This window comes from Paenibacillus sp. GXUN7292 (assembly GCF_050864975.1).
Taxonomy (GTDB): Bacteria; Bacillota; Bacilli; order Paenibacillales; family Paenibacillaceae; genus Pristimantibacillus.
On record NZ_JBOZWO010000009.1, the window covers coordinates 1 to 21,490 of the forward strand.

At 47.5% G+C, this 21,490-nt stretch carries 15 protein-coding genes; 1 reads left to right on the forward strand and 14 read right to left on the reverse strand.

The window, feature by feature from the left end; translation table 11 throughout:
- Nucleotides 1-181: 181 nt before the first annotated feature.
- Both ACRRU2_RS09935 and ACRRU2_RS09940 read right to left on the reverse strand, forming a co-directional pair.
- Nucleotides 182-1,090, reverse strand: coding sequence for an AraC family transcriptional regulator (locus ACRRU2_RS09935; RefSeq protein ID WP_331699905.1), 909 nt, complete (start codon nt 1,088-1,090; stop codon nt 182-184).
- A 44-nt stretch (nt 1,091-1,134) separates the two neighbouring features.
- Nucleotides 1,135-2,121 (reverse strand): aldo/keto reductase, encoded by a 987-nt coding sequence (locus ACRRU2_RS09940; RefSeq protein ID WP_432501211.1) that lies wholly within the window; start codon nt 2,119-2,121, stop codon nt 1,135-1,137.
- A 129-nt stretch (nt 2,122-2,250) separates the two neighbouring features.
- Here ACRRU2_RS09940 and ACRRU2_RS09945 point away from each other — a divergent pair, with 129 nt between their 5' ends.
- The gene (locus ACRRU2_RS09945; RefSeq protein ID WP_432501214.1) at nt 2,251-3,150 is read left to right on the forward strand and encodes a helix-turn-helix domain-containing protein; all 900 of its coding nucleotides are present in this window, start codon (nt 2,251-2,253) and stop codon (nt 3,148-3,150) included.
- A gap of 66 nt (nt 3,151-3,216) precedes the next feature.
- On the opposite strand, the gene ACRRU2_RS09950 is transcribed toward ACRRU2_RS09945, so the two are convergent.
- From ACRRU2_RS09950 to ACRRU2_RS10005, 12 genes are all read right to left on the reverse strand, one after another.
- Complete coding sequence (locus ACRRU2_RS09950) at nt 3,217-4,293, reverse strand: glycoside hydrolase family 88/105 protein (RefSeq protein WP_331699902.1); 1,077 nt, start codon at nt 4,291-4,293, stop codon at nt 3,217-3,219.
- A 28-nt stretch (nt 4,294-4,321) separates the two neighbouring features.
- Nucleotides 4,322-5,119: a sugar phosphate isomerase/epimerase family protein gene (locus ACRRU2_RS09955; RefSeq protein ID WP_432501217.1), complete on the reverse strand. Its 798-nt coding sequence runs from the start codon at nt 5,117-5,119 to the stop codon at nt 4,322-4,324.
- 31 nt (nt 5,120-5,150) lie between these two features.
- Entirely contained in the window at nt 5,151-6,338 is a 1,188-nt protein-coding gene (locus ACRRU2_RS09960) for a trans-sulfuration enzyme family protein (protein ID WP_432501219.1), read from the reverse strand.
- 23 nt (nt 6,339-6,361) lie between these two features.
- Nucleotides 6,362-8,239 (reverse strand): heparinase II/III domain-containing protein, encoded by a 1,878-nt coding sequence (locus ACRRU2_RS09965; protein WP_432501222.1) that lies wholly within the window; start codon nt 8,237-8,239, stop codon nt 6,362-6,364.
- A gap of 13 nt (nt 8,240-8,252) precedes the next feature.
- Nucleotides 8,253-11,111: a family 78 glycoside hydrolase catalytic domain gene (locus tag ACRRU2_RS09970; protein WP_432501224.1), complete on the reverse strand. Its 2,859-nt coding sequence runs from the start codon at nt 11,109-11,111 to the stop codon at nt 8,253-8,255.
- 56 nt (nt 11,112-11,167) lie between these two features.
- The gene (locus ACRRU2_RS09975) at nt 11,168-12,865 is read right to left on the reverse strand and encodes a hypothetical protein (RefSeq protein WP_432501227.1); all 1,698 of its coding nucleotides are present in this window, start codon (nt 12,863-12,865) and stop codon (nt 11,168-11,170) included.
- Between the two features lies 1 nt (nt 12,866).
- Nucleotides 12,867-14,273, reverse strand: a complete 1,407-nt coding sequence (gene pepV, locus ACRRU2_RS09980; RefSeq protein WP_432501229.1) for a dipeptidase PepV — start codon at nt 14,271-14,273, stop codon at nt 12,867-12,869.
- A 149-nt stretch (nt 14,274-14,422) separates the two neighbouring features.
- Nucleotides 14,423-16,069 carry an extracellular solute-binding protein gene (locus ACRRU2_RS09985; RefSeq protein ID WP_331699895.1) on the reverse strand — a complete coding sequence of 549 codons (1,647 nt, stop codon included), beginning with the start codon at nt 16,067-16,069 and terminating at the stop codon, nt 14,423-14,425.
- 24 nt (nt 16,070-16,093) lie between these two features.
- Nucleotides 16,094-17,014: a carbohydrate ABC transporter permease gene (locus ACRRU2_RS09990; RefSeq protein ID WP_331699894.1), complete on the reverse strand. Its 921-nt coding sequence runs from the start codon at nt 17,012-17,014 to the stop codon at nt 16,094-16,096.
- Nucleotides 17,008-17,979: an ABC transporter permease gene (locus ACRRU2_RS09995; RefSeq protein ID WP_331699893.1), complete on the reverse strand. Its 972-nt coding sequence runs from the start codon at nt 17,977-17,979 to the stop codon at nt 17,008-17,010. Before ACRRU2_RS09995 ends, ACRRU2_RS09990 begins: the two co-directional genes overlap by 7 nt.
- Nucleotides 17,980-18,132: 153 nt before the next feature.
- Entirely contained in the window at nt 18,133-19,671 is a 1,539-nt protein-coding gene (locus ACRRU2_RS10000) for a response regulator (RefSeq protein WP_331700014.1), read from the reverse strand.
- Nucleotides 19,652-21,451, reverse strand: a complete 1,800-nt coding sequence (locus tag ACRRU2_RS10005) for a sensor histidine kinase (RefSeq protein WP_331699892.1) — start codon at nt 21,449-21,451, stop codon at nt 19,652-19,654. Before ACRRU2_RS10005 ends, ACRRU2_RS10000 begins: the two co-directional genes overlap by 20 nt.
- Between the last annotated feature and the right edge of the window lie 39 nt (nt 21,452-21,490).

Sequence of the window (21,490 nt, forward strand, 5' to 3'; positions counted from 1 at the left end):
CTTGATCCATTGAGAGCAATGTGACCACAAAATTCAAAAATACAAGCAATGCAATAGAAATTGATTTTTGCCCAGACCAGTCCGCATAACCTTGCGGGCTTTTTTATAGTTTTGTACCGCGCGCAGCTCCAAGCACGCGGTGTATTGCTACATGACGGCGGTCGGTCGACCACAGCAAATGTCAGCCAGTCGCATTAATCAGCATAGCCTGCTCTCTCGAGGCGCTTTTATAATCCCCCGGCGTCATGCCCGTTGCTTCTTTGAAGGTGCGTATAAAGTGTGAAGAGTCATTGAAGCCTGTGCGCGCAGCAATTTGCGTAATTGTCACATTTTCTGCATGGAGCATTTGCTTAGCGCGAGCAATCCGCTCCAGCATTAAATATTGATATGGCGTATAGCCGGTAAACATTTTGAAAATTTTAAACATATAGGATTTGGAAATATGAAATTGCTCCGCCAGAGCAGACATATCAATCCGATCGCAGCAATGCTCTACGATATGCTCCATCATCCGCGTCGTAATTTCCCGCATTTCTGTCGATGCCCGCTCTACGCTTACAGATGACTCCTTCGTTCTGCCAAGCAGAAGAATTAGTTGCGTCAGCAAGGTTTTGACGAAAAGCTCATAGCCCTTCTTCTTTTCCTTTAGCTCGCGTTCAGCGGATTGAAGAATATCCTGGATTTTGAGCAAATCCCTGCTTTCTAATGTCATTTCCAAAGAAACGATATCGTCCTGTGGAAACCATGATTGTACAATAGCTACTATTTCCTGGTCAGATTCAAGCAGTGCACCGAAATAGTTTTCCTCCACAGACAAAATCGTTCTGCGGTATACTGACTCCTGATTAACCTGTACAGCGTGATAAACTAGCGGACGAATAATAAACACATTGCCCGGCTTTACTTTAAATTCCTGATTTCCAACCATCATCAACGCCTTGCTGGAAAATGAAAAATGAAATTCATAGCCGTTATGCGAATGCAAAGCGTGCATGTTCGGATCGTCGTTTTTGTTTTCGCAGTAAACTGGAAAATGGCCCAGAGATTCATTAAATGCGTGATCGACAAATTTCTCCATTGGCATTGCCATCGTTAACCGCCCTCTTCACTTTAGTAGGTTGTTGTTGTGCCGGATTACGAATGATAATTGCGCGGCCAATTAAAAGGCCTCAAAATGTCCAGCAGCCCTTGATCGAGCTTCTCGGAGTCCGACACGCGAATATTGGATTCCATCTCGCTAATCGTTTTCATGCCCGGAATAACACAGCTTACTGCTTCATGAGATAAGCAAAACTTCAAAGCATATTCATGAAGCTTGATTTCCTTTTCGCCTGTATAGGCCGAAATAGCCGCTTTCATTTTCTCTACAGCACGGTAGGTTTCCATGAACCGTTCACCGCGGAAGTAGAACTTGCGAACATCTTTCTCTCCGAACGTTTCGTACGTATTTTCATTCCAGTTGCCAATCAGCGAGCCTTCATCAAAAGGCACTCTCGCAAGCACGCCAACGCCATGCTTTTGACAAGCTTCAAACAACTCGCCGCCCGGGCGCTGCTCAAACAGATTATAAACAACCTGCTCGGAGGCAATCCAGCCCGTTTTCGCTATTTCAACGCCGTCCTCGGGGCGGTAATCTCTAACCGATACGCCGAATTCGCGGATTTTGCCTTCCTGCTGCAGCTCGCGGAGCGCTTCCAGCCAATCCGTATGCTCGATGCCTGTTGGAAACCAGCCGTGCAATTGGTATAAATCTATCGTCTCCGTGCCAAGCCTTTTCAAGCTTTTCTCGCAGTTCGTACGAATATGCTCGCGTGAATATCGGCCTGCCATCTCCGGATTCGCCTCTTCCGGGCGCGGCCATGCCATCGGCTGCACCTTTGTAGCAACATAAATAGGATCGCCCTTCCACAGTTTAAGCGCTTTGCCGATTACCTCTTCCGAGCGGCCCTTGCCATACATTTGTGCCGTATCTACCAGATTAATGCCTCTCTCAAACGCAGCAAGCAGGGTGCGGATAGAATCAGCATCCTCCACATGGCCGAACTCCCCTCCAAGCTGCCAGCCGCCGAAGCCGATTTCTGATACTTTCCAGCCTGTTTTGCCAAATACTTTGTATTTCATAGTCTTCATCCTTTGTTATTATTATATAGTTATATGCCAAATCATTACATCATTTCACTATGATCCTGTAAGCGTTTCAAGTATAATTATGCTGCAGAATGATCCATCAAGGCTAAAGGAGTGAAGGCTATGACTCTCATGGACAGTAAATCTTTTTTGGAAAGCGACAGCTTCCAGTTTCATATAGCCCCTTACCGGTTTAGCGAAGGTGAAATCGTAGAGCGGCATTCTCACGAATTTTTTGAGCTCGTCTACGTGGCTAAAGGTCAGGGCGAGCATTTTTATAAAGGAGAATATTATAAGATTTCTGAAGGTGATGTCTTTATGATCGAACCCGGCGAGGAGCATGCTTACCGCAGCGGCAGCAAGCAGCCCCCGCTCGTTTATAATGTTCTATTTCAACCAACTCTTCTAAGGCGCGAGCTGGAATCTCTTTCTGATGTAACCTCGTTCGTAGATTTCTTCTACGTAGAGCCGTTTTTGCGGTCAACTGTTCATTTTGAAGGACATTTGCGTCTGCAGCCTGTTGAACAGATGGAGATAGAATCGCTTCTCGACCGCATTATTCTTGATTTTAAGGAGAAAAAACTGGGCTACCGAATTTTAACGAAAACCCGTTTAATCGAACTGTTTATTTTTTTAAGCCGCTGTTATCATGACCGCAAGCATACCCCGCTTACGATGCTGTCAACAGACGAGAAGATTATGCAGCATATAAGCGAGTTTATCCGCAAGCACTACGCCCAGCCGCTTACCTTGGTGCAGGTAAGTGAAATGTGCCGGATGAGCACCGCCGGTTTCTCTAACAAATTTAAACAATATATTGGCAAAACCTTTATTGAATTCCGCAACGAAATTCGTATAAAAGCCGCTAAGCAAATGCTATCGCAAACGGATACAAAAATTGTAGAAATTGCTGCTGAAGCAGGCTTCGACGACCTTAGCTTTTTTAACAAGCTATTTAAAAATGCAGTCGGCCTTTCGCCAAGCCAGTACCGCAAAGCAGCTAGACCGGGCGAAACGCCGTAGCATCATTGGATCAACGGGTGAAAATGAGAGTGTCCGTTCATTGTCAGTGATGAGCCGGACTGCTGCTTACTTCACATGCTTCAAGCTTTCAGCAAGCATTAAGAGCGCCATAGACTGTCCATAGGGCATCGGGCAAAGCGGAATATTTTTATAGTAATCTACGCTTTCGCCCATGCGCGTGCCGTAGGAAACGTCCCGTACCGTTCCGTCCTCGCTGATGCGGGATAATACCGCCTGCAGTCCCTTCATGCCGGCCTCAAGGTATTTCTCATCCAAATAGCCCTTGCGCACCGCTTTTAAAATCCCATATGCAAATCCGCTCGTTGCCGACGTTTCAACATAGGAGGACGGATCATTCAAGACGGTATGCCACATGCCGTCCTCTGCTTGCAGTTTGGATAAGGCCAACACCTGGCGTTCCAGCGATGTAATCAGAAATTGCGCCACGCCGTCCGGCAGCGTAACCATATCCAAATAATCTACCAGACCTGCCGTATACCAGGCATTCCCCCTGCCCCACAGCGCTCTGGCAAAGTTATGATTGCCGTCGAATGTCCAGCCATGAAAAAACAAGCCGGTAGATGTATCAGTCAAATATTTGAGATGCACAAGAAACTGGCGGATGCTTTCCTGATAATAGTCATCGTTGTTCATCAGACCGCCCATTCTGCCTACAAACAGCACCGTCATATAAAGCGTATCATCCCACAGCTGGTTTTCATTCGGCCCGTCAATCGTCGCATGCGCCAATCCCATTTCCGGCGTTCGCGGAATTCCCGTCATCGCATAATGCACCCACTCCTTGCACAGCGCAAAGAAATCCTCGCGGCCTGTTTCCTCGTACAAGTAGCTAAGCGTCAGCATCGGGCACATCGTATTGATGTTCTTCTCAGGCAGCCCCTCTTCAATGCGCTGCTCGAACCACTGGATCAAATAGTTCAATATCTGTTTATTATTCGTTTCCTTATAGTACAAATAAAGCGAGAACAAGCCTACGCCCTGCGACCAGTCCCATTTGTCCATCGATATAATGCTGACAGGCGTATCTTCTTTAATCTCAGCTTTTATATGAATCATGCCGTCTATAATTTTGCCTATCAGACTATCAATTTTATCACGCTGCAAATCTGCGTGTATCGTCATTTCCACTCCCCCATTTCCAAATAAATGACTATAAATTCGATAATCGCTCTCTGTTATAATTAGCCATCCATAAACAAACGCTCCATAAATCAGCAATCGGCTGCTTTGTATACGGCAATGTATGCATATAACCGGGCGGTCCGAATTCCGGATCAATCGTTATTTCGCTTTCGCCCCGCGCAAGATGAATGCGATACAGCTCATCCCACCATTTGGCATGCTCCTCCAGCTCCAGCGCATATTCCGGCGCTCTCGGGTCAGGCACCTGCGGTCCGTGGCGAAAGCCGACTCTCGTATGCAAATGTATAGTGCGCTCCATCGCCAGCCGCACATTGTCCATCTGATCCTCAAGAAGCGATTCGGATACGACGACCCAATGGCTGAAATCTGCCGTCAGCCGCATATCCGGAAACTCCCGCAGCAGCTTGGCTGTGTTCCAGGCCGAGTATGTTGCGCGGCTGCGATGAGTTTCGTGAGCTACGACTATGCCGAGCTCCTGCTCCGTTTTCATGGCAAATTCAAAAAACTGCTTCTGCTCATCGAAACTCATCCAATCCTTGGCACTATGCGAATTCACCTTCTTCGGGTGAAATTCAAGAGCTCTCAGCAGCCTGTTGCGAAAGCTGGCTTTATGATCGCCATCCGTATAGATCATAGGAATGTATTCAAGCTTATACTGCTCAAGGAGACGACGAAACTCAGCGGTTTTCTCAGGCGGCGGCACAAGACACTCCACACCGTCATAGCCGGCCTCTGCAATACGCTCCAGCTGCTCCTCATACTCGCCAGTCATGCCCCAAAGCGCTTTAAACATTTTGATCTGCATGTTTTACGGTCACCGTCCTTGTTTGTGCCTTTTATACGCTTCTTGTCAAGCTGTGAAGACCGCGGTCCAAATCCTCCATAATCGACTGCACATTTTCAAGTCCTACGGATATGCGAACCAGTCCCGCCGGTATGCCTGTCAGTTCAGAAGCCTCGGGCGTAATGCCGGCTCCAGGGAAGTTCATCAAGCTTTCAAATCCGCCCCAGCTCGGACCTACCTCGAATATGTCCATCGCCTTCGGCATGCTAGTAATCGGCAAAACGGCACCTTTGGGTATAAAGCTCATCAGCCCGCAGTAGCCGGACATTTGCTTTTGGCCGAGCTCATACTGCGAATGCTCTTTCAAGCCCGGATAAAATACCTTCTCGACCAGCGGATGCTCTTGCAAAAACTTCGCTACCTCTAGCCCGCTTTGCTGATGCTTCTCCATTCGCAGCGGAAGCGTGCGCAGCCCTCTGGTCAGCAGCCAAGCTTGGTGCGGGTCCATCACAGCGCCATACATGCCGCGCTCATTGTGCATAATCGATTCGGCAATTTCCTTCGAGCTGATCAATACTCCGCCGATAATATCGCTATGTCCGCCCAAGTACTTGGAAGCGGAATGAACAACAACATCGATGCCGAAGAGAAGCGGATTTTGAAACAGCGGCGTAGCCCAGGTGTTATCTACAATAGTGGCGATGCCACGGCTTTTCGCCAGCTTGGCGATTTGCTCCAAATCCTGCATGGAAAACACGTTGGATACCGGGCTTTCCAAATAAATGATTTTCGTGTCCGGTCGGATCGCCTGCTCAAATTCCTCTACGTTTTCACCTGACAGGAAGGTGCTTTCCACACCAAACTTAGTCATATAAGTATCAATGAATTTACGAGCCGGCGTATAAGCGCTTTTGAGCGAAATAATATGGCAATCCTTCTCCATAAAATACATAAGCGCTGCCGTTATCGCACTCATGCCGGAGGAGAAAACAAGCGCCTGCTCTCCTTCCTCCAGCGCTGCAATTTTTTGCTCCGCTGTTTCTAATGTTGGATTTGATACCCTTGTATAGGTATATCCATGGCTTTTCGTTTTTCTCGTAAAAAGCGTGTTTTGAAAAATAGGCGGGACAATCGCTCCCAAATAGCGATCATAATCATCGCCCAAATGCGCGCAAATATTTTCCTTGCTCAGCTTTTGGCCGGCATAATTGCCGCCTCGCACATCCTCATTTCTGTTCATGCAAGCCTGCCTCCCTTCCGTTCTTATTGTTGCTGCCAGCCGCCCGTCACAAAAGTGAAGGCCGAACGGAATACCGTTCCTGCGCCTTTGCGCCGTACAAGCACGCCCGGTCTTATCTTCTCGGCAGTATATTCATAGCCTTTGAACAAATAGATTTCTGTGCCTGGCTCGCCTTCCATTGCAAGCACAACCGTTTTATCCTCCAGCTCGAAACGCACTTCCCACGCTGCACTCGTCTCATAGCACCGCAATTCCAGCAAATGCTGATAACCGTCTTCTGTGCCAAGCGGCGGACAAGGGACTGCGGTAAAATCTGTTTTCAGCTCTCCTTCGCAGTGAAAAACCCAATCCATCGTGCGAGCTTCTTTGCTTTCTACAGTGAAAGTATCCTTCAGCTGCAAACCGTTCAGCTCCAAGCTTCTTATAAAGTTAACGCCTGCATATACGCCGTCAGCGCGGAACCGCGCTTCATTGCTCGCCGCATCAAAAAACTCTACTGTGCCGCGCACCCGCTCCTCTTGATCGCGTCCGTCTATAACGACCGTATTATGGGCCACGCTTTTGCGCTGCCATTCGCGGAACAGCTGCGAGCCGTAGCCGGCGTTAGCAATGTCATACGATACGGGATCCTCGTCCACGCAAATCTCTATATTCATCGCGTCGGGATGAGAATGATTGCGCTGATGGAAGCCATATTTGACAAACAATTCAACCTGTTTGTTGCGCAGCATGCAAAATTCGATATGGTCATCGCAGCGCGGCGGCAGCATGCCCATCTCCAGCCTGCTATATTGATCCTTGCCGAACAATAAGCGCTGTACCCAGCCGTCAGGATGGGTATCGCACATGCCTCCAAAAGCAAAGGAAGGCACGTAATAGCCGTTATAACTGATCGACAGCGCATGCTCCAGACAGGAGTCATCATATAAAGCATTCATCCACTCATACTGACCTGCATATGCGCTAAAGGCTGCGAGCGGCCAGCTGTCATTCGGATTAGGGAAACGCCCGTTCCGGAAGGCGATCTCGACCGGGTATTGATACATGCGAAGCACGGTTTCAGAAATGGACGGAAGCTTAATGCCGTATTGCTCCGCGAATTGCAGCACATAAACGAACGGCTCAGCACAATAGAAATGATAATGGAACGATCCTTCCAGCCAGAAGCCTTCCCGTGTCACGCCTTTGGACAGCTGATTGATTAGCCCATAATCGCTCAGCACCGCTTTATCAACCCAGTCCTCTTCCTTGAAATACATGCCGATCATCGCAACCGCGCACATCATCCAGCATGGAATATTGTTAATGCTGCGGCTGTGGCTATATAAGAGCTCTGCCTCAGGAATAAACAGCTTTTCTTTATATTCCTGCAGCTCTTCTTCCGTCAGCTCTTCTCTTATGAGCTGCATGCCTTGAAGCAGCCAGATTATATTGACTGCATCGCATAAATCGGTTCCGGCTATTTTGCCGATAAAGCCTTTCGGCACGCGCACCTGCAGCGACTCATAATGGCTGCTATAAAATTGGAGCACCTTGCGTATCCAGTCCACATACGCATTATTTTTATTTAAGCTGTACAATACGCCTGCATAAAAGACCGTTTTGGCAACCTCATCCCGGTACAAATAGTTCCATGCTTCATCGTAATCCGTGCCTGCATTGTAGTGACCGCAGGAGACGCAATAATGAACGCAGGGCGCATCAGGCTCGAACGGGAGCTTATTATAACATTCACTGCAGAAGTAATAATGTCCCCAGCCTGCAATATTGTCAGCTGAATCCGCATACCGCTCCATCCAGCCGTGCGTATAATCGGCCAGCTGGCTATGGATATGCCGCGCCCAGTCATAACGGTCTATGTTATCTTGCACCTGCTTCCAATCGACAAACGGCTTAATCATGCTGCATCCTCCCCTATCCTTTGACACGTTTAATCTCAATTTGCCAGCCTGCCTTTTCAGCAGCCTGCTGGTGCACCTCAATCGCTTCCGGTACAGTCACGATCATTTGCCGCTTGCCGTCCTCCCTGCTCCAGGCTGCATCAATTCTGCCGAATGGCGTTGGGATTGAACCTTCCGCCCAGTCTATGGAGTCCAAGACAGGAAGCTCGAATTCAATTGAGGCAAAGCCGTCCGCCAGCCGCTTTACGCCAAGCAGATGCTTGCCCAGCACATAGCATGGCGCTGCAGACCAGGCATGGGCAAAGCTGCGCGTATTCGGATACGTTTCCCAAGCTGTCGTGGAGCCCTGGCGCACCATCGCCCCCCATACAAGCTTGATCCGTTCTATAATGCGATCCATTTTCCCCATTCGCTGCCAGACATCAAATAAATAAAAGGACATGAATGGTGAAATAACAGAAATCCAATGCTCTGGCGGATTAAGAAGCCGCTCCTCCAGCTTACTCTGCAGCTCCCCATCCAGCGCTTCAAACAAATACAGCAAGACATGCGTCTGATGGCTGTACGTTTTGGACATCTCTCCGTCGCGGTAACGTCCGTCTATAAAGGCCTGCTCTTTCTCGATCCACAAATGCTGCTTCAAGGCTGCACGCATTTTTGCAGCAATCGCCCGGTACTTGGCTGCGTCCTCCTGCTTGCCAAGACGCTCCGCCATATCAGCGCCCAGACTGCAGCAATAAGCAAGCGCTCCATGCTGCGCTGTTCCCACGCCAACATACGGAATATCCATATCCGCCCAATCCACCAAATTCCAAGAGCTTATATCAAACAAATCGTCCCTATTCAAAAATTTGCAATATTCATCAAGCGCCTTGGCATACTCTGGATAGATGCTTGCTTCAAATGAGCGGTCACCGCTGTATGCTGCATAATCTTTAATCGCAATCATCCAGCTGAAGGTCCACATTGGTATAACGGACTGCCAGTCCGTAGGCAAGCTGGAAAGCAGCAGCGGGCTTTTGTCTGACGAGCGCGGCACCATCTCCAGACAATGCCTTACAAGCTCGTAAGAACCGAATAAATAATAGTTGACTAGCGCGCTGACCCGGCAATCTCCTACCCAAAATACGCGCTCAAAGGTCGGACAATCTACAAATGTATCCTCTGTACAAACCTCTGATGTATGACGGCTAATTTCCCAAATATCGTTTAGAAGCGGGTCCGAACAGCGAAACTGCGCTTGATCCGCAGCAGGATAGCCGGACTGCTCCAAATATACGCGGTACAGCGACACAGGCGCTGTTTGCTGGCGGATGGCAAGCATCAAATAGCGAAAGCCCATTCTGGATACGCTGCGGAACGTTTGCCGCCCGCCGCGGGCTGTATAGCGAAAGGCGTTGTTAAGACCAGAAGTATAACGGATACTGCCGTTGACAATGGCTTCAAAGCCATACACATCGATCACGGTTCCTTCCGCCGCCTGAAGCTCGAGCGTTACTTCGCCGACATACAGCTTGCCGAAGTCAAGCACAAGCTCCTGATCTCCTCCCTGCCTCGAAAGCTCAATAACGGCAGGCTTCTCATGATCGTAGAGCAAGCGTTCATGCTCCTTGCGCACGGCATTGGAGACAAGCAACTCCTTGCGGTGCATTAAGGAATAAATCATTTCATTATAAATGACACAATCTGCTGGCATGGTGCGCAGCTCGTGCTTGTAAGCTTCGAGAGATGCAAGCGAGTCAGCTTTGCCTGCTTCTGCAAATGCCGGAAGCTCCCGGTCAAGACCGCTTCGCTTCTCAACACCGCCATACACCGGATTGTACCCGTCCGCTTTTGACGTTATTGTCTGAAAAGGCCCCCAAACGACAAATGGCGATTCTCCTTCGTTCAATTGCTCTTTAAAAGGATGAATAAAGCGGATCGGCTCCTTGAAATCCCACTCCAAATGACTGATTACATCGTTATATACACCGAAGGCTTCCGTCATGAACAAATGGCGGCCTTTCGTTAAACGAAGCTCATCACCGGTTTTATACCATTTATCATCTATTCGAAAACGGCCCTGCACACCATTCCATGGAGAATGCGCAAAGCTCAGCTTGCCCGCTGCATCGTGCTCGAGCTCCAGCACCGTACCAAAAAATCCGCTGAAAATTTTAACGTTGGCGTCGCGGCTGCCCGGGAAAAACATTTCTCGCATATTAAGCGATACAACCATTTGCAGCGGTTTAACCTCGGAAACGGATACAAGCTGTCTTGGAAAAACCCGATTGCAGGCAAACGGTTCAATATCACGCGGATAGAGCGTTCCCCATGCTCCTTCACCAACCTGGCAAATTTCATGCGCCTGCGGCCAATTGCTGTCATCAAATGTTTCAGCGGTCCAGCTGTCATCCCAGCTTCTGGCATCATATACTTCAAGCCACCCGATATTTACATTCCGCTTCACTGTATTTCGCTTATATCCCTCATGTACATGCGCCTTCCAGCTGCTGTCTGAGCCTCGGCTTTCCGTTATGCCGTTTGAATATTTCAGATCAAGCTGCAACGCCATTCCTGCTCTATTTTCAACATACTGATAGTTGGAATGCCCGTAATGCCATACTTGCACCGCTATCGTATTGCTTCCTTCCCGCAGTAAATGCGCAGCGGAGCAGCTTTCATAGTACCAATGCTCCGAGGTGGAACGAATCGGACCGCTGCCTGCTCTTTTCCCATTCACATACAGCCAAAAGCAGCTATCGGCGCTAATATGAATAACAGCATCCTCCAGCTCATCCTTGCTAATCTCAAACGTTTTGCGGAAGCAGGCTTGCTTGTTCAACGGCTGTTTTTCGCTATCGATCCAAATCCATCTTGCTTTCCACTCCATCTCCTTGCGCCCCCTTTGTCCGCTCCCATTCCGTATTCCATTCAGCGAACCGCCTTTCAGGACCGGTCAAAGCACCGAATCGATATCGTATCCGAAAGCGGCGTCTTGCCGTTTATAACTAGCCGATTAAGCTCATGATTTATCCGGTCATTACGCGGCACAACCTCCAGATGGCGATGCGTGCCAGGACCGATTGTCATGCAGCTGCCTTCCTGCTCGATGCAGGCTGTTCCTTGGGTCAGCCAGCTGACCAGCGGATTTCCGGACGGTTTTATCCCTTCGCCCGCGAACTGGCTTTCCGGCATGAACTGAAAAATATGCTGCACCAAAATATTAGGCACAGATTGCGATATTATCGTTAAATCAGCCCCATCCTCAAGCAGCTTGACCTCAAGCGCGATATCCAGCTGGGATTGATGCGTCTTGCCGCGCTCATGGTTGGGCATATTTACATAGCTTCCTTTAAGCCCTTCTGTTTTGGCAGGCGGCAGCGGCTCAAAGTAACAGCCCTCAAGGCTAATTTCCAAACGGTACGTATGTTGATCCAGCTGTTTCATAGAAGGAAACGCTGCCGAGCCGATGCCGAACCAGCCTAGTCCAAGCCTGTATCCAACCATTCGAGTGCTTTTGTATTGCACATACAAAATATCCTGCTGTCCGGACATAAGCGTAATGCTCAAGTCTCCCCGTCTATGGCGCACAAGCGGCGCTCCATGCGGATGCTGCACCAGCTTGCCCAAATAAGGAATATGGGCGGGAACCAGTGTTTCATTCCCTTCACCAAGAAAAACGGTGTATGCTTTCGGCATCTCAGCATCGCGTATGTCTGGCAATGCCATGCGCTCCGGCTTCAGCATCCAGTACATGAGCGCGTGAGCGCCTGCCGTTGCTGTCTGCTCCGCATAACGGGCAAGCGCAACAAGCTCCTCGCTTTGCTCCTTGCTTGCCATCAAGTGCAGCGCCGTATAGTACCAATCATTCATCTTCGCTTGCTGGCCTAGATCTTGACGGCCCGAATATTCCGTTGCGATCGTATCATCCGGATGAAACATATGACGCATCATGAGCAAGTTGCTGCGTACAGCATCCCAAGCTGGCTGATGCTCAAAAATCTCTGCTGCATCGATAAGATGAATGGCCAGCGCCGAGTTGTACATCGCATTGCTGCGCTCCGTCCATTCCCCGTAAGGCGTAATATCAAGCTCCTCCGAAAAGAACTGGAACGCTCTTTCCTTCAGCGCCTCATCCGGAGACAGCTCATATAAATTAGCGAGCGCTCCGCACATGACCCAGCGATGATTCGGCGTATGTATGCCGCCTGTAAGCAGACACTGCTTCGCGCGCTGCAAAAACAGCTCGAGCAGTTCCATCGCCTCTGCCAGCTGCTTTATGCCGCTTTCCTTCATAACCGTATAAGCCAGTGTAGTGCCGTGCACCTGAAAAGCCGTATCCGGGGGTGAATCGATATTGCAATTAGCCAGCGAAATACATCCGCTTGCCAGCTGTTCCGCCAGCAGGCAATGACAAGCCGTCTTCACCCAATCAAGCATTTGATCATCCTTGTAATAACGGGAGGCAGAACAACAGTACAAAGCCGTTGTCAGATTAAGCAGCCCTTTGCTGACAAGCGCTTGCCGCTCCAATTCATCCTGTGCCCGGTTTATTTTTTCAAGGTGATTGTCCCACTGCTGTTCCAGCAATCGGGCCAATCGCAGCAGCTCATTGTGACTGCCTGCATTCAACTGCTTATCCATCTCATTCATCTCCCTTTTTTTGCAATTCGTATAACGCCTGCGTACAGATTTGGGCATGCAGCATTAAATCCGAAATCGAGATGCATTCATCCGGCTGATGCGCGCCAGGTCCATGATTGCGTCCCGGAAAGCCTGCGCCAAATGCAACTCCCCTGTTTTGCAGCTTCCGGGCATAGGTGCCGCCTCCGATCGAAAGCAGCTTGACCGGCTCCTTCATGACAAGCTCATAGGCGCGGCCAAGCTTCTTAATGAGCGGTTGATCCTCTGAAATGTAAAGCGGCTCCATATGCTGTTCTGTCCAAAACTCAATCCCGATTTTTGCAAAGCGCGCTTCCAGCTGCTTCAAAAGCTGCTCCCCATTTTTTGTTACAGGATATCTTATATTCAAAACTGCTGATGCCTGCTCGCGATCTGCTCGGATCGCAGCCAAATTCACAGTCAATTTGCCGTGTTTAGGGTCCTCGCAAGCGATGCCGAGCGATTGTCCGAACGCTTCAGAGCCGATGCTTTTATGCAAATCATAAAGCAGTTTATGTTGTTGCGGGTGAAGCAAACCGGCTTTATTCAGCAGCTGCAGTGTTAATACAATCGCATTTATGCCGGATGGCGGATAGGAGCCATGCCCTGACTTACCCCTTATCTTTAGCTTCAGGCAACCGTCGCGCCAATCAAGCTCAGCCCTGTCTAAAGCTTTAGCATGCTCTTCCAGTATGGTGATCGCTTCTGCTGAAAGCAGCCCCACATCCAGTATCGTTTCGCAATAATCCGGCACCATATTCGGCGCTTCCCCTCCTGATATTGAAAGGATAGGAGTGCGGCAAGCAGCATCTCTTTTTTCATAGAGCGTATTAACTAAAAATCCTTTCTCGGCATGGATAATCGGATAGGAGGCATCCGGTGTAAAACCGTATAACGGAAGCGGATGCTTTGAGAAATAATAGTCCATATCGGTCATGCCGCTTTCTTCGTCGGTGCCAAAAATAATCCTTATCGTTCGCTCCGGTCTGCCGATGGCATCTCTTAATGCGGCAAGCGCATAAACAGCAGCTACAGCCGGCCCTTTATTATCAGAAGCCCCTCTTCCGATCAGCAAATCACCGCGGATTTCGGCTATAAACGGATTACTGCTCCAGCCGTCTCCCTCCGGAACGGTATCAAGATGAACAAGAACAGCGGCGATTTCTTCCCCGCCGCTCCACTCGATATGTCCTGCGTAGCCATCCGCGTTGCATATGTTAAATCCTAGCGCTTCGCCCAACTGCAGCATGTAATCAAGCGCTCTGGCAACACCAGGCCCATACGGCATGCCAGGCTGCGCCGGCTCCTTCACGCTGCGGATACGGATAAGCGCGCTTAACTCGCGAATAATGTCTGTCTCGTATTTTAAAACTGCCTGACCTACTCTCATGCCTGATCACCAGCTTATTAGGAATGATTGAAATTCAAGGAGAAAAGAAAGAGATGAATTAAACACCGGCCGCTTTGTGAAATCCTTAAGCCTTCTTGTGTTCATTCATCTCTTCTGTTTTCAACTAATCACTATACCGATAATGGCTATTAATTGATTTTGCCGATTTCCTTCAAGCCTGCTGTAACCTCTTCATCGTACTTTGATCCGCCAAGTTTTTCCCATTTTTGCATTAGAGTATCATATGCGGCATCAAAATCTGCGGCAATAATAACTTTCGACAGCTCCTCATACAGCATACCTTCCAGCGCGCTCATATTTTTTTCTGTCCAAGGGCGTTCATTTGTTAGTGTAGGCTGGAATACACCGTATTTTGTCATAATTTCGCGGTATTGAATGACCCCTTCAACAAATTGCTCGCCTTTATCTTTATACTGGATTCTCGCCAAATCTGTTGGATACCATGGAAGACCCAGGCTCATAATAGCCAAGTCCGGAGCATACCAGCTGATTTCATTCTTTTTCTTTTCTGGATCAAGCAGAATCCGAATGCCGTCCTCCACTTTATAATGCTCATTCTCAAAGCCGTCGTTCAATGTCACAATAACATCAGGATCAGACATCCAGTTCAAATATTTGACGACAGCTTCTGTCTTATCGATGCTTGTTTTCGGCACCATAATGAACATACCGAATGGCGAGCCTGCATTAATAATTTGTTCTCCATTAGGAGCCTTAAGCGGCTCGAGTGTGATCCAGTTTACGTCTGCAATACCGCCTTTAACCATTTCCTCATTAAAGGCATAGGCTTGCTTGTTGGCATCCATAAAGCCCACATAGCCTGCCATTACATTTTCTGTATGCTTTTGAGAGTTAACGTCCGTAATAAATTCCTTAGGAATAAGTCCTTCTTTGTACAGCTTGTTCATAAATCTAAAATGCTCGCGTCCTTCAGGCAAAACAACTCCTGATTTAAACTCGCCGTCTACTATTTTTCCTGTTGCAAAGTATATTTGGCTCGCAGGACCATCATTGCCCATTCCCGCCCCAAATGTTGTACCATACATAAATGCAGTGGATGCTTGACCGATAGCCGGCATAGAGTAAGGAATCACTTTATCCTTGCCGACTCCGCCCGGATCCTTTTCCTTAAATGCCTTCAACACTTCGTAAAGCTCATCAAGCGTAGTAGGAATCTCCATCTGCAGCTTATCAAGCCAGTCTTTGCGAATACTCATAGTCGGTCCGTTAACACTTGGCTTTCTAGCCATAACTGCATAACGCACGCCATCGTATGTGCCTACAGCTTCCATAGCCTCTTTATTGTTGACCATAATATCTTGACCGTATTTGGAAATAGCATCGTCAAGCGGAGCAAGGCCGCCTTGTGAAGCATATTTCAAAAATGTGTTGATGTCATACGACAACACTACATCCGGCGCTGTGCCAGAAGCCATCCATGCGCTAAGCTTTGCGGATTCCTCCGACCGCGGAAGCGGAACATATTCTACTTTTACACCCAGCGGCGCCATTTGCTCATTTACCCAGCGCGACATAACCGTATCGGTAATTTTTTGTCCCTCAGGAGCATTACCCCGCTCCCAGATCGCCACTTTAATCGTCTCTATCTTTTGCGGCTCATTCTCTTCTTTTCCTTGCCCCTCGTTATTTTGTTCCTTTTGGCCATTATTGCTGCTTGCAGGAGTTTTAGGCGTACTGCTGCCTGAGCATCCAGCTGCAACAAAAACTAGTAATGCCGCGATTATTAATGCTAAAACAAGCTGCTGCTTTTTCATTGACCTTCCTCCTTATCATTTTTTCTATCCCTTAACAGAGCCGATCATAACACCCTTTACGAAATACTTTTGCAGCCAAGGGTATACCAACAAAATCGGCACTGTGGAATAAACAATTGTCGCTGCTTTTAAAGATTCCTGAATCAAATCAAGACCAAATTCATTATTGAGCGTCTCAAGCGATGTATCCATTTGCGATAGCAGCAATATGTTGCGCAGTTTTACCTGCAGTGGATACAAGTCCGGATTATCGATATACAGCACGGCTGAAAAGTAACTGTTCCAATGGGCTACCGCATAGAACAAGCCAACCGTTGCCAGAGTAGCTTTTGAGAGCGGGAGCACAAATTTCAAAATATACATCATGTTGCTGCAGCCGTCCACCGTAGCAGATTCGCGAATCTCCTCCGGCAAGCCGCGGAAAAAGGACATCATAATAAATACGTAGAAGGCGCTGATCAAGCCGGGAACAATGAGTGCTGCCAAATTGTTAAGCAGCCCCAGCTCCTTTACGAGCAGGAAGGATGGAATCATCCCCCCGGAAAAAAGCATCGTAATCAAAATAAAATTAATGACTGGAACTCTGCCTTTCAAATCTCTGCGTGACAGCGGGTATGCCGTAATAACCGTAAACAGCAGATTTGCTGCCGTGCCGACTACAGACAAGAAGATTGTAATTAATAGAGCCCGAAAAATAACCGAATCCATTATAACGGCTTTTATGCCGTCCAGCTGGAAATCAACCGGCCAAATATATACCTGTCCTGTCTTGATCGCATACTCGCCGCTGAAAGCGGTTGCGAACTGATTTAAAAATGGAAAGACGCAAGTAAAAGTCAAAAGCGCAACTATTCCGTAATTGAATATGTTGAACACAACATCTCCAGGGCGATACACCTTTCTTGTTCTCACTTTTACCTTCGCTGCTTTGCTCTTGTCTACCACAAGCCTTCCCTCCCCATCTTGCGCACTGTATAGTTGGCCCCAAGAATCAACACCAGGTTAATTAAGGATTGGACAGTGTCTACAGCTGTCGTTACGCTGAAATTGCCCTGCTGAATACCGTAGCTGTAAATAAAGGTGGAAATAACTTGCGCAACATCCTGAACAGCAGCATTTTGCATGGCAAAAATATGCTCGAAACCAACTGTCGTCAAATTACCGATATTAATGATTAGCAAAATAAGTATGGTCGGCATAATGCCCGGAATCGTAATATGAAGCACTTTTTTAAAGCGTCCGGCTCCGTCTATTTCAGCAGATTCATACAGCGCCGGATCTATGGCTGTCATCGCAGCCAGATACAGAATCGTCCCCCAGCCGGCGCTTGCCCAAATACCGGAGCCAACATAAGCAATGACCCACCATACGCTGTCGATCATGAAGTAAATTTCCTCCATGCCGAGCCTACGCATCAATTCATTGACAATGCCGTACGTCGGAGAAAGCACATTGTAGACGATTCCCCCTAGAATAATCCAGGACATGAAATGCGGGATATACAGCAAAGATTGTGAAACTCTTTTAAACCATTTCTTACGAATTTCATTTAACATAAGGGCAAGAATGATCGGTGCCGGAAAGCCGAAAATGAGAGCCCAAACATTTAGCATAATCGTATTCCGGATCATCGGCCAGAAGTTGACCAGATCAACCATTTCTCTAAAATACTTAAAGCCGGCCCATTCACTTTCCCATAACCCTTTGAACATGTTGTAATCTTTGAACGCTATAATGTATCCCGCCATCGGAATATATCGAAATATAGCAAAAAAGATAATTCCTGGAAGAAGAAGCAAGTACAAATCATAGTTTTTATACCATTCTCGCTTCACTGCTCTCCAGCGGCTTTTCTTCGGCGGAGTGACAGCACCTTTTATCGCAGCTTCTGATATGGTTTCTGATTTCATTCCGTCCAGCTCCCCCCCTGACAAATTAAGATCGAATGCGATATCTCTATTTAATCAGGTAATGAAAGCGCATACTATTGTGTATTTTTAACATTATATTAGTTTTTCGCGCATGTTTCGTTTTTGTGACGGAACGATCAGAAAACTGCTCTTTTAAAGTTTGTTTTTATATTCTTGCGGTGAAATATGCTCATACTTTTTGAAAACCTGATAGAAGTAAATATAATTTTTAAAACCAGTTAATTCACTTATTTCTTGAATTCTTTTGGAGGAGTCGCGCATTAAACGCTTGGCAGCCTTAATTCTTGTCCGCGTAACGATGTCGACAAAGCTGGCGCCTGTTTCCTTGCGCAATAGCCGGCTCAAATGGCCGGTGCTAATGTGAAATTGTGAGGCAACGCTGGCAAGCCCGATATCTTTTGGATAATTTTCATCGATAAAACGGAGCACACTCTTAACGAGCGAGCTGTAGCTGGAAGGCTCTGCTTCGCTCAGCTTTCGGCATTCCTCCAAAAGCATCTGCAAAAAGCATTCCGCCCCCGACAAATCACTAATCTGGCTAACCTCAATGAGAAGCTCATCCAAATTTTTGCCTACAATGAGCTCTTGATTTGATTTTCGATAATAGAACTTGGCGATCGTCATGCACAGCTCTGATACGAGCGCTCTGGCTACTGACACATTGCCCGATGCATAAACGGAAATAGCGGACAAATAGGGATTAATCCGCTCCTGCACAGCCGCAATATCATCAGCTGCCAAATCAGATTGAAACTGCTCCAGCTCATGCAAAACAGACAGCTTAACCTGATCAGATGCTCTGTAAGCCTCCAAATTAAAAAAGTACATGCTAAGCTTGTGAGCAATGTCCAAATAATGCGGGCGCAGCTGCTCCAAGCGGCGGATCGGAAAGCTCGCTTCGTAGCGGTATTTCCTTTTTCCCTGCTCGCTTAGCGCTTCTTCAAGCGCATTCGTCCGGCTGCGAAGTGTCCTCTCTATTACCGCTTCAGGAACTTCCGGCGAAAAAATATAAACGAATAAATGGCTTCCATCTAACAATAAGCGATATATTTCTGCCTTGCCTGGCAAAAGCTGCTCTGCCATCAGCATGTCAAGGGAAGCTGCCGCATATCCTTCCGGCTGCTCAGTATATGTCTCCTCCCGCAGCAAAACAAGCGCAAAGCGGTGCCCTGCCAGCCGTCCGCTTTGCAGCAATCCGCGAGCTTCCGAGGCTTGCAGCTGGCCGCTTACAAGATCGGATAAAAATTGACGCAAAGCAGAGGAATACAGCTCCCTGTTTACCTGCAGCGTCTCTCTTTCCTTTCTCAAGCCGGCAGCTGCCTTCATCACCGCCGAGCATATTTCATCATTGTTAATCGGCTTCAAAATATATTCAAACACGCCAAGACGAACGCATTCCTTCGCATAGGCGAAGTCCTGATAGCCTGTAATAACGATGACCTTGCAGCTGTCAAGCGTCTCAGCTGCATATGCTGCAAGCTGCAAGCCGTCCATATCAGGCATTCGAATATCGGTAATGATAATATCCGGCCCTATTTCATCTATAATCTTCTTTCCTTCAAGCCCGTCGCCGGCGCTTGCAACCAGCTCGCAATTCATCGCCTGCCAATCTATCGTCTCCGTTATAGCTCTCCTGATTAATGGTTTATCTTCAACTACTGCGACCTTCATTGCCAACTTTAATCCCCTCCTCTGTCTTTACTGGCTGTCTGATCATAATGGATGTGCCTTGATTGACTATACTTTGAATCGTAATGCCATACGCTTCACCGAACAGCAGCTGCACTCTTCTATGAATACTTCGCAGGCCTACTCTTGTCCGCTCCGGATTAGGAACAACGGTTTCATCGGGCTCAGAGCTAAGAAGCTCGTCAATGACCTCCTGTGACATGCCGACGCCATTATCTTCTACGATCATTACGAGAATGTCGCTTTCGATATAACAACGGATTAGAATCGTACCGATTCCAGATTTCATCTCGATGCCATGCATAATGGCATTTTCTACAATAGGCTGCAGTATAAACTTCGGAACGATGCAATCCAGCGACTCCGCTTCAATCTCATAATCAACCTGCAAACGGGATTCGTAGGTGATGCCTTGCAGGGTCAAATAATCTCTAATAAAATCGATCTCATCAGCGAGCGGAATAAAATCCTGCTTGCGGCTAATACTCTCGCGAATTAACCGTCCGAGCAAATAAATCATTTGGCCGATTTCATGCTGCTGATTGATTTTGGCCGCACTATGAATGGTCTCCAGCGTGTTGTAAAGAAAATGCGGATTCATTTGCGCCTGAAGCGCTTTATATTCGGATTCCAGCTGCTTGTATACCGCTCTTTCCTTTTGCAGCTTCTCTTGGCTGGCTGTATGGATAAGCTCTTTAATTGTAGCCGCCATCTGATTAAACTTTTCAGCTATAATTCCGATCTCATCCCTGGCCTCAGTCTGTATGACCGTATCGAGCGCTCCGACCGACAGTGCCTTCATGCTGTTAACCAAAACATGCAGCTGCTTCGTTATCGATTTAGTCAAAAACGCAATATTAATAAATGCTGCCGCAAAAGCCGCCACAAAAATTAAAATAGCCCAGAAGCGAAGCGGCTTCATATACGATGTAAATTGCTCCAGGCTGACAATATTCAGTAGCTTCCAAGTTTCGTCTGTTGTTGTATGCTCAATAAAAATGTATTTATTTTTATGGTGATAGAAGGTATTGTCCTCCCTGGCCGAAGCTGCCTCAAACAACTCTTGCGAGAAGCTGCTGTTATAAATAATGAGCTCGTCGTCCCGGTTGGCAAACATAATCTCTCCCATTCCCTCGCTGCTTGGGTAGATGGATTTGAAATAGCTGCTCTCTACGCCGATTACTAAAGAGCCGCAATAAACAGAGCTGTTCAAATCATACATCGCCCTTTTCAAAAAAATTAATTTAGAGTCGCCTCCTTCCCATACCGGCTTGCCGCGCTTGTAATCCAGCGCCTCCATCTCTTTAAAGGTAAGTGTTTGTCCTGCAAGCACCGGTTGAACGGGATAGCCTGTGCGCAGCTGTGAATACATTTTTCCATCCGGTTCATAGACAGCTGCATACGGAATAATATCATTCGCGTACACCATTTTATATATAAACTGTTTGATAGATTGCGCTTTCAAAACATCATCCGTTTGGTCCGCCTTTTTATCTGTAATCACTTTGCAAAAAGCTGCATTTTTATATTCAACAAAGGACAACTCTTCAAGCTCTTGCATTTTTTGCTCGAAGTTTTGTGCGATCTGATCCAGCAAAAGCGTTGAATGCTGCTCTGATATTTTTTGAATGGAATTAATAGAAACATAATAATTAAGAATGCTATTTACTAGCAAAAAAAGGAATATTAAACCAACAAAGGATACTAGAAACTTGGTCCTCAGCCTCAAATCCTTGAAATGAAATCTGATTTTCCGTTTCATAGTATCCCTCGCCTTTACTAAAGTTGATTCTATAGTATA